This window comes from Thermomonospora echinospora (assembly GCF_900108175.1).
Classification (GTDB): Bacteria; Actinomycetota; Actinomycetes; order Streptosporangiales; family Streptosporangiaceae; genus Thermomonospora; species Thermomonospora echinospora.
On record NZ_FNVO01000018.1, the window covers coordinates 145,275 to 159,618 of the forward strand.

General features: G+C 71.7%; 11 protein-coding genes. 2 read left to right on the forward strand and 9 right to left on the reverse strand.

The window, feature by feature from the left end:
• Positions 1-46: 46 nt before the first annotated feature.
• Both C4U03_RS30485 and C4U03_RS30490 read left to right on the forward strand, forming a co-directional pair.
• Positions 47-346 carry a type II toxin-antitoxin system Phd/YefM family antitoxin gene (locus tag C4U03_RS30485; RefSeq protein WP_146087577.1) on the forward strand — a complete coding sequence of 100 codons (300 nt, stop codon included), beginning with the start codon at positions 47-49 and terminating at the stop codon, positions 344-346.
• The gene (locus tag C4U03_RS30490) at positions 346-741 is read left to right on the forward strand and encodes a type II toxin-antitoxin system VapC family toxin (RefSeq protein ID WP_103942690.1); all 396 of its coding nucleotides are present in this window, start codon (positions 346-348) and stop codon (positions 739-741) included. The genes C4U03_RS30485 and C4U03_RS30490 overlap by 1 nt, the downstream gene beginning before the upstream one ends.
• Before the next feature lie 72 nt (positions 742-813).
• On the opposite strand, the gene C4U03_RS30495 is transcribed toward C4U03_RS30490, so the two are convergent.
• From C4U03_RS30495 to C4U03_RS30535, 9 genes are all read right to left on the reverse strand, one after another.
• Complete coding sequence (locus tag C4U03_RS30495) at positions 814-2,895, reverse strand: hypothetical protein (protein ID WP_235018247.1); 2,082 nt, start codon at positions 2,893-2,895, stop codon at positions 814-816.
• A 298-nt stretch (positions 2,896-3,193) separates the two neighbouring features.
• Positions 3,194-4,396 carry an acyltransferase family protein gene (locus C4U03_RS30500; protein WP_146087578.1) on the reverse strand — a complete coding sequence of 401 codons (1,203 nt, stop codon included), beginning with the start codon at positions 4,394-4,396 and terminating at the stop codon, positions 3,194-3,196.
• Positions 4,397-4,403: 7 nt separating this feature from the next.
• Complete coding sequence (locus tag C4U03_RS30505) at positions 4,404-5,588, reverse strand: acyltransferase family protein (protein WP_103942695.1); 1,185 nt, start codon at positions 5,586-5,588, stop codon at positions 4,404-4,406.
• Between the two features lie 35 nt (positions 5,589-5,623).
• Positions 5,624-6,361, reverse strand: a complete 738-nt coding sequence (locus tag C4U03_RS30510) for a polyprenol monophosphomannose synthase (protein WP_235018248.1) — start codon at positions 6,359-6,361, stop codon at positions 5,624-5,626.
• Positions 6,362-6,387: 26 nt separating this feature from the next.
• Entirely contained in the window at positions 6,388-8,031 is a 1,644-nt protein-coding gene (locus C4U03_RS30515) for a glycosyltransferase family 39 protein (protein ID WP_103942699.1), read from the reverse strand.
• Positions 8,032-8,338: 307 nt separating this feature from the next.
• Complete coding sequence (locus tag C4U03_RS30520) at positions 8,339-10,411, reverse strand: acyltransferase family protein (protein ID WP_200827576.1); 2,073 nt, start codon at positions 10,409-10,411, stop codon at positions 8,339-8,341.
• Between the two features lie 153 nt (positions 10,412-10,564).
• The gene (locus C4U03_RS30525; protein WP_103942703.1) at positions 10,565-12,070 is read right to left on the reverse strand and encodes a hypothetical protein; all 1,506 of its coding nucleotides are present in this window, start codon (positions 12,068-12,070) and stop codon (positions 10,565-10,567) included.
• A gap of 208 nt (positions 12,071-12,278) precedes the next feature.
• Positions 12,279-13,610 (reverse strand): alpha-2,8-polysialyltransferase family protein, encoded by a 1,332-nt coding sequence (locus C4U03_RS30530; RefSeq protein ID WP_103942705.1) that lies wholly within the window; start codon positions 13,608-13,610, stop codon positions 12,279-12,281.
• Positions 13,607-14,344: glycosyltransferase (locus C4U03_RS30535; protein WP_103942707.1), on the reverse strand; the 738-nt coding region annotated here is incomplete at its 5' end. The genes C4U03_RS30530 and C4U03_RS30535, both read right to left, overlap by 4 nt.

A 14,344-nucleotide genomic window follows, 5' to 3' on the forward strand; every position in this document is an offset into this window, starting at 1 on the left:
CTCGACAGAGGGAAGTTGTGACACATTTTTGTGGTACGTTATGGTCATGACTGCGATACCGATCCGGGAGCTCTCCCACCACACGGCCCGCTGCATGGCCGTGGTGAAGGCCGGAGAGACCGTCGACATCACCGAGCGCGGAAAGATCATCGGCCGCATCGTGCCGGTGGACCCCGTACACGACGTGCGCGCCCGGATGATCGCCGAAGGACGGATGCGCCCGGCCACCGCCGGCCGTGCCGCCCTCCTGGCGGCCGTCCGCCGCCGGCTGGCCGCCGAACCGGTCGACGCGGCAAGCCGAGGCACTGCCGCCCTCCTCGAGATGCGGGACGACGAGCGGTACTGATGCTGTACCTGGACACCAGCGCACTGGTGAAGCTCGTCCGCATCGAGCAGGAGAGCGCAGCGCTCGAACAGTGGCTGCAAGAGCGCACCGCAGCACCCTGGGTCGCATCCGCGCTCGTCGAAGTCGAACTACCCCGCGCCGTACGCATCGCCGACCCCGCGTCCCTGATCAACGTGCCGGGTGTGCTCGCCACAGTCGATCTCCTGGAGATCGATGCGACCGTGCGCACCAACGCTGCGGCGATCACCCCACCGACCGTGCGCAGCCTGGACTCCATACACCTGGCGACCGCCCTGGAACTGGCGGCGGACCTAGAGGCCCTGGTCACCTACGACAAACGCCTCGGCGAGGCGGCCCGGTCCGCCGGACTCGACTGGGTCGCCCCGACCGCCTGACACCGCCACGGGCCGACCTCGGATGCGTCCCAGGGAAGTGGGCGGTGTCGCCGCGCGGGTGAAGGGGGCCTGTCAGGGCCTCTTGCGGCGGAAGTCCAGGCGTTCGGGAGGTGGGCCGAGGTTGGGCGGCGGCTGCGGGGCGGGACCTTCGGCGGGGGTGCCGTTGGGCGGTGGGGCGGCGTGCCCGTCCGGCGGGTGCGGTTGTCCTTGCTGCGGCGGGACGGTACCGGCATGCCGGGCGTCGGGCTGGTGCGGATCGTGGGTGCCGAAGGTCGGGGGCGGGCCGCTCCCCTCCTGGCCCGGCTCGGAGAGCTGCGGGGGGTCGGCGGAGGTGGACGGCTGCTCGCCCTGCTGGTCGAGGAACTCCTCCAACTCCACCGAGTGGGTGGTGGGCAGGGTGATGATGCCCGGGTTGGCGTCCACCATGAGGATGCGGCGGCCCGTGGCGGTGGCATGGGTGAAGATCATCGCGGTGGGCGGGAGCTCCTGGAGCTGGTGGGGTTCGACCAGCAGTTCGCGGGCGCTCTGCCGTTTGTCGGTGGCGGGGATGCTGCGGCCCCAGGCGGTCGCGGAGCTGATGCCGGCCACCAGGTCGGCGTCGTCGGCGGCGGGGGCGGGCAGCGGCGTCCACACCGGGTCGGTGAGGGCGTCGCCGCGGACTCGGGCGTAGGCGACGGTGCTGGCGTAACCGGTCTCGACCGGGTCGGGCGGGGCGGCGGCGCCCGCGGTGTCGGTGATCTCGGCGACCAGCAGGCGGCGGCCGGTGCCGATGTGCTCGGCCGCCACCCGGGCGTCCTCGGCGTTGCCCAGGCGCATGAAGCCGACGGCGGCGTGGCCGCGGCGGCCGAGGCGCTCGCGGACGTGCGGCGGGATGGAACGGTACAGCAGCACCAGGCCGGTGCCGGTGGTCTCGCAGGCGTCGATCAGCCGGTCCAGGACGTCCCCGCGCAGCTTCTCGGCGCCGCACAGGAACATGGTGTGCTCCCAGCGGCGGGCGGGCGGGGAGTTGCGGATCCGGTGGGTCAGCGCGGTGGCGACGTACGTGCCGAGGACGCGGTTGGTCAGCACGCCGGCCCGGCGGTCCAGCGACACCACGTGCAGCCGGGACGGGGGCAGGCGCACCGGCTCGGCGCCCAGCCGCTCCAGCTTGCGCAGCTGGGCCTCCAGCGCCCAGGCCCGGCGGATCACGATCCGGTCGGTGGCGTCGCGCCCGTACATGGTGGTGACGCGGGCCAGTTGCTCGTCGGTGAGCAGGCCCAACCGCAGGTCGTCGCGCGGGTCCCCGACCTGGGCCAGGGCGCGCAGCGCGGCGGTGATCTGCGGGATGGTGGCGGTGCCGCCGAACACCCCGGAGATGATCCGCTCCAGGATGGAGTTGTCGAACGACAGGTCCTGGGTGGTGCCCTCCTCCTCGCCGGCCCCGACGACCAGGGACAGCACGTCCGCCAGGGCATCGGCGGGCAGCCCGCTGGACAGGTCCAGCCGGGGCAGGTCGGCGGGCAGCACCCACACCAGCGGGTCGTCGCCCCGGTCGGCCGCCAGCCGCACCAGGTCGTGCGCGACCGCGCCCTCCGACAGGTCCAGCACGGTCAGCCGGGCGCCGGCCGCCAGCCGGGCGGCGCCCATCGTGGTGACGGCGGCCGACCAGCCCGCCAGCGTGCCGCCGACGATGTCCACCCGGTCCACGCCGGGCGGGACCGCCACCGGGTACCACTCGCGCTGGGCCTCATAGGCCCGGCGGCGCCGCTCCCACTCCTGGTAGGCGGCGCGATGCTCCTCCTGGGCGGCGAACATCCGGCGTTCGCGGGCCTCGCGCTCCCGCTCCAGGCGCTCGTGCTCGGCCCGGATCCGGGCGCGCACGGCCCGTTCGCTCTGCCAGATCGGGTAGCCGGTGATGCCCAGGATGACCGCGCAGGCCAGCAGCGCGACCACCGCGAACCGCCAGGGCAGCACGCCCAGCGCCCCGCACAGCAGGAACACCGCCGCCCCGACGCCCGCGCCCACGGCGGTGATCTTGACCGGCCGGTAGAGCAGGTGGTCGCGGTCGCGCAGGTGCGCTCCGCGCGAGGGGTCGGCGGACTCGGCCTCCGGCGGCCGCGGACGGCGCGGCGGAGGCCCCGGGTCGGGGTGGACCTGGGCATAACGCCAGCCCACGTAGACGCGGCCGGATCGTATTAACCGCGTCGTCGCGGATCCGCTCGTCACGTCCGTCACGTCACGGCCCCAGGGGGATGAGCGGTGTTGCTTCGGCGGGGTTGCATGGACACTCGCTGCTCGGGATTCGTACCCGTACAGACTAAGGAGGAACGGCCGGATTCGCCCAACGTTCAACCGAACACCGCATCCGATGCGTGCCCAAGAACGACAATTCGGTCAGCATGATCACCTGTGCCGAAGACCGGGCGCCCGGTGTCGCCTCGCGTGACCGCTTCCGGCCGCCTCCCGTCCGGGCTTACGTGGCCGCCACCGCGGGCTCACCGGACGCCGCTCCCCTGCTCCCGTCAGGCTCCCCGGACACGGCGGCCACCTCGCTCCGGGGCGCCGCCGGAGCGCTCGCCTCCCGGATCCGCGCCGCCGCGGCCTTCAGATGACGTGACAGCAGCCGCCCGCCGGGCTTCTCCACGAACCGGTAGACCAGATAGGCCGACGCCAGCGCGACCGCCACGGCCACGACCAGCGTGGGCCAGCGCCCCGCCTCCGGGTAGAGGACGTCGACGACCGGCCGGAACACCGTCAGATGGACGAGGTAGAGCGGGTAGGTGAGCGCGCCGAGCACGGTCAGCCCCCGCCAGCGCACCCAGCCGAAGTGCCCGGTCGCCACCAACGCCATGACGACGAAAATCCCGGTCACCACCCCCACGCACACGTACTCGTGGACACCCGGCCAGTAACGCGGCTCCCTCGGCGACGTGGGCAGCGAATAACGCAACGCCAGCGCCCAGCACGCTCCCACGAACAGCCACAGGATGATGTTCCCGCCGTACCGGTAGACGAGGTAGAGCGCCATTCCGCCGATGAAGTACGGAGCCCAGCGCGGGATCAGCAGCGTCTCCAGCAGCGTCACGTCCGCCTCCTTGGCGAACAGCCCCGCCAGCAGCCAGACCGTCATGAAGCCGACGCACCGGCTGTAGGTGATCCCCCACCAGGCCAGCACCGTGACGAGGGCGTAGAAGTGCAACTCCACCCACAGCGTCCAGTAGAGGCCCTCCATGTTCGGGGACCCGACACCGGTCTGCAGCATCGTCAGATTGGGCAGGAAGCGCTCGTACACCCCGTCCATCTTCGGCCCGTATCCGTGCTCCAGCCCGGTCAGCGCGTACACCACCACGCACAGCACCACGCCGAACCAGTAGGCGGGAAAGAGCCTGGTGACCCGGGAGATCGCGAACGCGCCGGGGGTGCGGCCCCACGCGCTCATCAAGATGACGAACCCGCTGATGACGAAGAACAGGTCCACCCCGAAGGCGCCGAACCACGTCCAGGTCATCTCCGGGAACAGCTCGCGCGGGCTGACGGGCCAGATCCCCGCCGGCCGCACCCCGATGTAGTGGAACATCACCACCGCGAACGCGGCGACGAACCGCAGCAGGTCGATCATGACGAGCCGCCGCCCGCCCGCCGCGCCCGCCACGGCCTCCGGCCGATGCCCTCTCATCACCCGATCACCCCTCCGCCGGCGCGTGCACCGGCCGCGGGGCCACGGCGTCCGCCGGCCCCGTCCGTGCGGCGGGCCCGTCCCCGGCGGGACGGCCGTCCTCACCGCTCCTGATCCGTGCCAGCGCCTGCTGGATCCGGGTCCTCATCAACGGGGCGAGCGGCCTCTCGACGAACCGGTGCACCGCGTACGAGGCCGCGACCGTCGCCGTGACGGCCAGCGCCAGGACCGCCCACCGGTTCAGATGCGGCCGCAGCTCCACGATGACCACCCTGCCGATCGTCTCGTGCATGAGGTACATGGGGTACGTCAGGGCCGCCAGCGCGGTCGGCCACCGCCCGCGCAGGAACCCGAGCCGCCCCGTGGCGACCAGCGCCATCACCACGAAGATCAACGTGACGGCGAGCGGGGCCGCCCAGTGGTACAGCGTCCAGTCGTTCAGAACGGGGTCGGGCCGGAACTCCCTGAGCCGGTGGTAGGAGGCCAGCGCCCAGCAGAAGCCCACCAGCAGCCACAGCACGATGTTGCCGCCGAACCGGTACACCAGGAACAGCGCCATCCCCGCGATGAAGCAGGGCGCCCAGTCCGGCATCAGGAGGACCTGGAAGATCTCGCTCTTGCCCTCCTGGGCGTACACCCCCGCCAGCAGCCAGGCGCTCATGAACCACACACAGCGCGCATAGCTGATGCCCCACCAGGACAGCAGCGCGATGAGCGCGTAGAAGTGCAGCTCCACCCACAGCGTCCAGTAGCCGGCCTCCATGCCGGAGAAGCCCGCGCCCTCCTGCAACATCGTCAGGTTGGGCAGGAACCGCCACAGCGTGCCGTCGTACATCTCGTTCGGCCCGGCGGGATCGGCCTGCCCGGTCGCCAGATACACGACCACCGCCAGCGTCACCGCGAACCAGTACGCCGGCAGCAGCCGCACCAGCCGGGACCGTGCGAAGTCCCCCGGCCGGCGGTCCCACACGGTCATCAGGATGACGAAGCCGCTGAGGACGAAGAACAGGTCCGCCGCGATGCCCCCGAAGTGAGCGACGGCCTCCAGCTCCGGGAAGACCTCTCCCGATCCCAGGCCCCACAGCGGCCGGTCCCTGCGCGTGTAGGCGTAGAGCATCACCACGACCGCGGCCAGGAACCGCAGCAGGTCCAATTCGCGCAGGCGCGGAGCGGGGCGCTCGTCCAGCGTCACGTTTCCCACCGTCCCAAGCCGGATTGTCGAAGGTTCTAAAGGTTGTCGCGGCCCAGCCGCCCGGCGATGCCCCACCGGGTCACCTGCCACATGGCCTCGGCCACGATGTCGCCGCTCATCTTGCTGGCGCCGTGCTCGCGTTCGACGAAGGTGATCGGGACCTCGACGACCCGCAGCCCATGCCGGACCGCCCGCAGCGCCAGGTCGATCTGGAAGCAGTAACCGCGCGACTCGACGCCGTCCAGCCCGATCTTCTGCAGCGCGGTGGCCCGGTAGGCCCGGTAGCCGCCGGTGGCGTCGTGCAGCGGGACGTTCAGCATCAGCCGGGCGTAGGCGTTGCCGCCGCGCGACAGGACGGCGCGCGACCTCGGCCAGTTGCGGACCTCGCCGCCGGGCACCCAGCGGGCACCGATCACCAGGTCCGCCTCCGCCAGCGCCGCCAGCAGCCGGCCGAGCTCCTCGGGCTGGTGGGAGCCGTCGGCGTCCATCTCCACCAGCACGTCGTAGCCGTGCTCGAACGCCCACCGGAACCCCGCGATGTAGGCCGCGCCGAGACCGTCCTTGCCGGTCCGGTGCAGCACCTTCACCTGGTCGTCCGAGGCGGCCAGCGCGTCGGCCAGCGCACCGGTGCCGTCCGGGCTGGCGTCGTCGACGACCAGCACGTCCACCTGTGGGGCCGCCCGCCGGACCCGCCCGACGATCGGCTCGATGTTCTCCCGCTCGTTGTAGGTCGGGATGATCACGAGCACCCGTCCCAGGTCCCCGATCTGCACGAGGTCTCCTCCTCCGGTATCGAAGCTCACGGTCGCACCGGTCCCTTCGGCCGGGGCTCCGGCATGGGCCATCCGGCGGTGGACCCGGACCCCCGCCGCACCAACAAGGTCAGGTTCCCGCCCGCGTGCCGCCACCGCGTACGCATGGTGTACGGGCCGGTGCCATGGAGCGTCCGCAGCCGCCACTGAAGGTCAGGAGGAGGGAAGTCGACGAACGTGCTGTCCCGCATCACCCAGACCCGGGTGCTCTGCAACAGCCGCCGCCGCAGGGTCGGGCCGTCGGAGATGTCCGTGCCCACCAGGTTGGCCGCCTGCGGCCCGGTCCGGCCGAGCATCACATCGTGCAAGCCCTCGAAGGCGTCCGGGTATGCCTGCGCCCGCCATCTCAAGTCGGGGGTGAGGAACAACACCGCGTCGCCGGGCCTGGCGTGCTCGCGCAGGACGTCGGCCGCCGCGCGCAGGTCGTCGTTCCGTTCGCCCTGCTCCCTGATCGCCAGGTGCGCGGGCAGCGCCGCCGCCACCGCGACCGCCAGGGCGCCCGCGAGCAGCTCACGCCGGACACCGCCCAGCCAGGCCAGCCCCGCGCCCACCAGAAGGGCCAGCGCGGGCAGGCAGAACAGCACGTAACGCGGCCGGAAGATCGAGTCGAACGCGTTGGCCGCCAGCAGCAGCGCCGGGGGGATCAACAGCCACGGCACCGCCACCATCAGCAGGCTCGGCCCGGGACGGCGGTCGCCCGCGCCCGCCCCGGACCGCGCCACGGGCGCCGCCGCGGTCCGCGCCACCGGCGCCGTCGCGCCCAGGACGGCGAGCACCGCGACGACCGGGACGAGCCACTGGCCCCCTGCCAGGAACACCAGGAACTGCCACAGTTCGTCGCCCATGCCGAGCGGGATGATGACGACCTGGCCGCTCTGGTGCCGTGCCTTGTACGCGAACGGTGCGAGCAGCAGCCCGGCCGTACCGGCGGAGACCGCCCAGCGGACCAGGTCACGGCGCTCCACCCGGCCGGCACGGTGCAGCCACAGCAGTGTCACGGCGTGCGCCGCCACGACCATGAGCGCGAAGACGTTGAACAGGCAGACCAGGACCAGACCGGCCGCGTAACCGGCCGACCACCGCCACAGCCGGCGTCTTTCCTGGGTCATCCGCACGAACAGATAGGTCGACGCCGCCACCACGAGGACGACCATCGCGAACGGCCGCGCGTCCTGTGCGTACCGGGTGACCGTGACCGAGCATCCGAAGGCCAGCCCCGCGAACATGCCCACCGCCGGCGAGGCGCAGCGGCGGCCAAGCAGGGCCACCACGGCGGCGGCCAGTGCCATGGCCGCCGCCGAGGGGAACCGCAGCGCCACCTCGCCGGTGCCGAAGACCGCCGCCCACGGCCGCAGCAGCAGGTAGTAGAGAGCGTGCACCACGTCGAGATGGTCGACGGTGCGCCAGAAATCCGGCAGCGACCGCTGCGTCATGCTGATCGTGGCCGCCTCGTCGATCCAGTACGACGGCCCGGAGAGCCCGGCCAGGCAGACGGCCAGCGTCACCGCCGCCGGGACCGCCGGGACCAGGTATCGGCGGCGGGCCCCAGAGCGCGGGTCACGCGGTCCGGGCACCGGCGAACCGCCCGGTGCCGGCCCGGCCGGCGGCGCCGCGGTCTCCAGCGTGCTCATCGCACCGGACGGGCGGAGGGCGCTTGACACGGCACACCGTGCAAAGGCTCGGAGGTGTCCACCATCATGTCGCCCATCGTTGTCGTCGGCTGATCGGCCGGCCCGGCGGCCGGTTTCCGGCCCGCCTCGATCCGGCGCCACGGGCCGGACGGGTACAGCACCGGGGACGGCCGTCCGCCGGGAGGGCGGCGCGTAATGACGCCGCGGCGCACTGCACCGGAACCGGTCATGGCCGAAACTGTCGGCAGTTCGGCGGACACCCTATCGAAAACCCAGAAAAGGGAACGGTCATCGCCGGTTCCGGTCATCACCATCCGGCCGCGCGCCGGATCTCCCGCTCGACCATGGGGGCGAGCGTACGCGCGTAGGTCTCGGTGAAATGGCCGCGATCCCGCACGACCAGCACGTTCCCGATGACCATGGGGCAGCGTCCGGCCGCGCACACATAGCGGCTGAGGTCCACGAACCGCACGTTGGCGGGAATGCCCCGGCGGCCCCGGTGCGGTGAGACCTTCGCCAGGCTCCGGTACCTCACCTCGGCGCACGCCTCCAGGCCCAGATGGCCGAAGCACTGGGACGGGGGAACGGTCAGCCGGGGCGTGTCGCGGATCGCCAGCACCCGGATCCGGGCGGCCCGCAACTGCCGCCAGCGCGGCACGCCGCCGCGCTCCAGTTCCTCGGGCCTACCGCTGGGGTCGGTCCGGGTACCGATCGTGATCACGAAGTCCGGCCGGAGCGCCCGTACCTCCGTCATGACGTTGCGGCTCCAGGCGTCGCACTCCGGATAGGGCTGGCCGGTGTCGGGGTACCGGGCCCCGCCCGCCGTCAGCGCGCACCCGGCCTTGACCATCGTGACGAGCCGCCAGCCGGCGTTCTCGGCGGCCTTGTGCAGGGCGGGGAACCAGTGGGCCGCGTGCGAGTTGCCCACCAGCGCCAGCGTCCGGCGCGAGCCACGATGCCCGTACTCGCAAACCCTGACCGCACTCGCCTTGTACGGCGCCAGGCAGCCGTTCCCCTCGATGAGGGAGCGGTCCTGCTTGGCGTCGCGCAGGTCGGGCCGGAACGGCAGGCCGGGCGGGGCCGGCGCGCCGGTCAGCGCGGCCGCGCCGGGATAGTTCGCCGGATCGGCGGCCTGCGCCTCGCGGCGCCGGGCCTGCTCGTCCAGGTAGGCGGTCCCGCCCCCGGCGGCCATCACCACCGGCGCCAGGCAGGCCAGGCCCAGCGCGAACGACCAGGCGCGCGGGGAACGGCGGCCCGAGGCCCAGCCGACCGAGCGGTCCGACAGCCAGGTGGTGCCGACCGCCAGCAGGAACGAGGCGGCGAGGATCACCGAGCCGGCGGCCAGGCTCGCGGTGGAGCGGCCGGACGCGGCCAGGTAGAAGATGAACAGCGGCCAGTGCCACAGGTACAGCGCATACGAGATGTCGCCGACGTAGGTCAGCGGCCGGGTGGACAGCAGGCGGTCGGCGCCGAACCGGCTGCCCGTCGTGCCCGCCACGATGATCAGTACGGCCGCGCCGGTCGGCCATAGCGCCGCATACCCGGGGAACACCGTGGACACCTGCAGCAGCAGGCCGCACGCCACCAAGGCGACTAGGCCACCCCAGCCCAGCACCACCCGCAGCGGTCTGGGCAGCCGCGCAGAGTCCCAGCGGGCCAGTGCGAGCGCGACCAGGCCGCCGAGGGCCAGTTCCCACAGCCGCGCGCCGGTGTCGAAGTAGGCCCAGCGCTGCTCGGTCGCGGTACGTACCACCGAGTACAGCAGCGACCCGGCGAAGACCAGCCCGAGCATCCCGGTGAAGACCGCCCGCGGGCTGCGGCGGACCCGGACCGCCACGATCGTCGCGACGGCCAGCAGCAGCGGCCACAGAAGGTAGAACTGCCCCTGGATCGCCAGCGACCAGAAGTGCTGGACGGGGCTGGCCCCGTCCCCGCCGGCCAGGTAGTCGACGGCGGTCGTCGCCAGCCGCCAGTTCTCGTAGTACGCCGCCGAGGCGATCACCTCGGCCAGCGTGCCCTGCCAGCGGTCCTGCGGCAGCCACAGCAGCGTCCCGGCCAGCACCCCCGCCAGCACGATCGCCGCCGGTGGGAACAGCCGCCGGGCCAGCCGGGCGGCGAAGGCCAGGAACTCGACCCGGCCCTTGCGCTCCACCGTGCGCAGCAGGGACCCGGTGATCAGGAAGCCGGTGAGCATCAGGAAGACGTCCACGCCCCCCGACACCCGACCCAGCCAGATGTGGTAGACGGCCACCAGCAGCACGGCGACCGCCCGCAGCCCCTGGATCTCCGGCCGGTGTCCCGCCCGCGCCCGTGGCGGCGCACCGCCGGCGGACGCCTTGGAGGGGGTCGGACGCTCCAGCGTCTCTGGAGAAGGTGGCATCGGCATGTCCCAGCTCTCAGCCGAAAGGGCGGAACCCGTGAGCTCTCACCGCGCCGCCCGAGCTGCACCTTGTCCGATTGCGGACCGAGAATAGGGACCGCGCTCCACCGCCCACAAGGCCCCGGGACCACCTCGTGATGAAGCTGTTCCCGATCATCGAGAGTCCCCTTCGTTCGCCGTTTCCCCGCGCCGGTTCCGCACGCCGTTTCCGCGCGCCGGGCCGAACGCGAGCGCGGCGGCGATGCACAGCAGCGGGGCCACCGGCGGCAGATAGCGGTAGTCGAACATCACCGTGGCCGGCGGGAGCAGGAACAGCCCCGCGCCGACCGTCCACGGCAACAGCGCCGGGCCGCCCAGCCGCCGCCACCGCCGGGCCACTCCCCACAGCCCGAGCACAAGGACGCCCCCGAGCAGCGGGCCGCGCAGATAAACGTGCTCCTGGTAGGCCCCGAGGAATCCCGAGTACGGCTCGACGGCACGAACATGGCTCCAGCCGGAGTCGTATCTCCGGACCGTCTCGACGTCGACCCTGCCGTATCTCTTGTCCCCCGCGTCGAAGACGTAGTGGTCATAGGTGTAGGGCTCGGGGAACACCTTCCGTTTCCAGCGCAGGCCGATGAGCGACTCCTGCCACACCGTGTTCAGGTAGTCACCGGGCTGCGCGAGGATCGCCTTACGGGCGAACTTCCCGGCCAGGGCCTCCTGCTCGGCTGAGAACCACGGCTGCATCTGGGGGTCGCGCAACTCCCCCTTCTGCGCCCAGACGTACCAGTGCGCCGGATGGCGCTTGCTCAGCGGCTCCTCCGGGCACAGCTCCTCGGTCCCGGACGGCGGGGTGAACCTCGTGCAGTCGACGAACGTGGTCACCCGCGCGTACAGGAAGATGCCGCTGCTGTTGGAGAGGGCGAACCGGCCGTGCACGGAGTGGAACCACGTGGCGTACACGGCCACGGGGACCAGCCCGATGACGGCCGCCGCGACGACGGCCCGCCAGCCGACCCGGCGGATCAGCAGGTACCCCGTGAACAGCACCAGCAGCGGCAGGCCCACCGACCGGGTGATCGCGGCCAGGCCGAGCAGCAGCCCCGCCGCCGCCGTGGCCTTCGGCCCCGGCCTGCGCCACCAGAGCGCGAGCGTGACCGCTCCGGTGACCAGCGTGGTGAACAGCACGTCCGACATGACCATGTGCTCAAGCTGGATCTGGAACGCGTCCAGCAGCACCGGGGCGGCGGCCAGCGCCGCACCCCAGCGCGGGATCGCCGAGCGCCTGCACAGCAGGGCGTACACCATCACCGCGATGCCCAGCCCGGCCAGATGCTGAAGCGCCACCACCAGCCCGAAACTGTGGAACGGCTCCAGCGCCCGCAGCAGGAACGAATAGCCGATCGGCCGGAAGATACCGGGCCGCGGCTCCAGCGCCAGCCGCACGTACCCGTTCGTGTCCGGGAACCACATCATCGTGCGGTAGCCCAGCACCGTGACCACCCGCAGCGCCGCGCCGATGACGAGCAGCCCCAGGAACAGCCAGTGCGCACGCAGAAAACGCCGCACCCGGCCGTCCGCTCCCGCCACGGTCCCCGCCACGGCCTCCCGCGGCCCACCCGACCGCGGCGACGGCGGCTCCCGGCGGGTGGGCTCGTCGGTCAGCTCCAGTCCCACGCGGGCCTCCAGCAGGATGCCGGCACGGCCGACAGCGGCCGTTCCGGAACCCGCGGCGCCAGAGCCGTAACGGCTCCGTCCAAGACCGACACCCGCCGCCTCCTCCACTGATCGTCAACGCTCAGAAGAGGACGCCGAACGGCGGATGCCCGTTGTCACGGGGAACGAACGACCATCGAGCGGTGGATCCGGCCGGCGCGGCCTGCGCTCAGCGGCCCAGCAGTCCGCGCAGGGAGGGGCGCCATGCCGGCGTCTGCTCGACCGGCGCACGGCCGCCCGGCAGGCCGAGCTGGTACAGCCGTGGACGGAAGTACCGGCGGGGGATGTCGTCGGGGTCGAAAGAGGACAGGTATTCGACGGCCGTCCGGCGCAGATCCGGGCGCCGTCCCGGCTGCATGCAATAGGCGATCGACGTCACCAGCGGTACGAGCTTGCTTTCGACCTCCTGCGGACCGATCATAGGCGGCTGCAACGTGCCGTCGGGCATGAGCCTGGGCAAGATGGCGTCGATGATGGACGCCGGGATCCGGTTGCTGTTCTCGAACGGCTGGAGGCGGCGCAGCAACCGGACGACGCCGAGCGTCACCGTGGGAATGCCGAAGTAACACCTCGCCGTCATCATGGCGGTAGAGCAGATGCCCACCACGAGGGCCGGGCGCGCTCGCGCGAACCAGGCCTCGGCCGGCACCGGATCGTCGATGATGACCAGGCGGGCGCCCAGCCGCTTAGCCTCGTCGGTCAGCAGCTCGAACAACCGGGGCGGAGAGTGCGGATGCGGCTTGAAGAGCACGGTTGAATGCCCTCTGGCGACGACTCCCTGGAGCATCTCCAGATGCATCTGGTCTTCTTCATCAGGCTCGAGGATCCCCAGTTCACTGAAGTACTGGCCGACGATGAGCGCCGCGTTGTCGTGTTCGCCCAATGTCCCGTACCTGGATATCAACGGATCGATCTCGGCACAGACCTCGTCCAGGACCTTGAGGAAGGCCTCGCCCGGCAGCTCCTGCCCCGGTGCCCCGTACTCGCTCAGGAGATGGGGCGTCAGCCCGGGTACGAGATCGAGGTGGACGAGCCGGGAGAGCCTGCTGCCGACGCCCCTGGGAGGCGTGGCCCGTGTCGCCCCATACGTGGCGAGCCCGTCGGAGTAGACGGTCACCGTGGCCTCGTGGAAGATGGCCGCCAAGGTCTTGGCCGGGCTGGACTGGATCGCCTCGACCGCCAGTTCCACGGGATCGGCGCCCAGCCCCCACACCTGCCGCAGCAGCCGTTCGAGCATCGGCAGGTCCTCCGGGCGCGGATTCCAGCTCAACGGATGCTGCGGCGCGATCACCTCGTTGAGCGAGATGACCTCGTCGAACCGGGACAGCAGCGGCCGGTAACCCGGCCGCTCGTTCGGCGGCGGCGTCAGCTCGGGAATCTCAGCATCATGGCTGACCAGCAGGATCCTGCGGCGGCCGGGAGGTCCGAACAGACCCGCGTCGACGGCGGCGGCCAGCGACATCGCACCGAACAGCCTCGACGATACGAAGATCTGGGTCACCCGACTGCCTCCATGCCGACTAGTTCGGTGAGCATCAGAGAACGCTGACGCCCTAGCGCGGGAAGAACCGAGACCAGCTGTTCCCGGTCCATGCCCCGCAGCGTCGCCCGGGCCCGCAACCGCTGGACCTGCTGCAGGTCGGGCGTCAGCCTTTCCTCGTGCTTGAGGTGCCATGCGATCAGATCGCAGTAGTTGTACAGCGCCTTAGGTCGGAATCTGTCCTGCTCAGGGTCGTCCTGCAGCTCGGCGATCACCTTGTCGAAGGCGTCGAAGAAGTGCAGTTGCCGCTCGTCCCCGATCTTGGTCAGTGAGCCGGCGACCTCCCGCCGGTAGAACACCCCGAACAGCGAGACCACCGCGTACGAGGACGCATGGCGCAACAGCCGCCACGTCCACGGCCGGTCCTCGCAGGTGTGCAGATGTTCGTCGAAGGTCAGCAGGCCGTCGTCGGCCAGTTCCCGGCGGTAGACCCCCGACCACGCGTTGGGGTAGTCCACCATGGTCATGTCCAGTACGGGCAGGATCCCGTCCCGTGGCTTGAGCGCCACCCCCCGAACGCCCTGGGGCGCCCGGTGGATCTCCCGCCGCCTGCCGTACACCCGGATGTGGTCGGTCTTGATGAAGTCGCAGCCGATCGCGTCGATCGCCTCGACCGCCGCGGCCAGGTAGCCGGGGGCGATCCAGTCGTCGCCGTCCAGGTAGGTGATCAGGCGTCCCGAGGAGGCGGCCAGGCC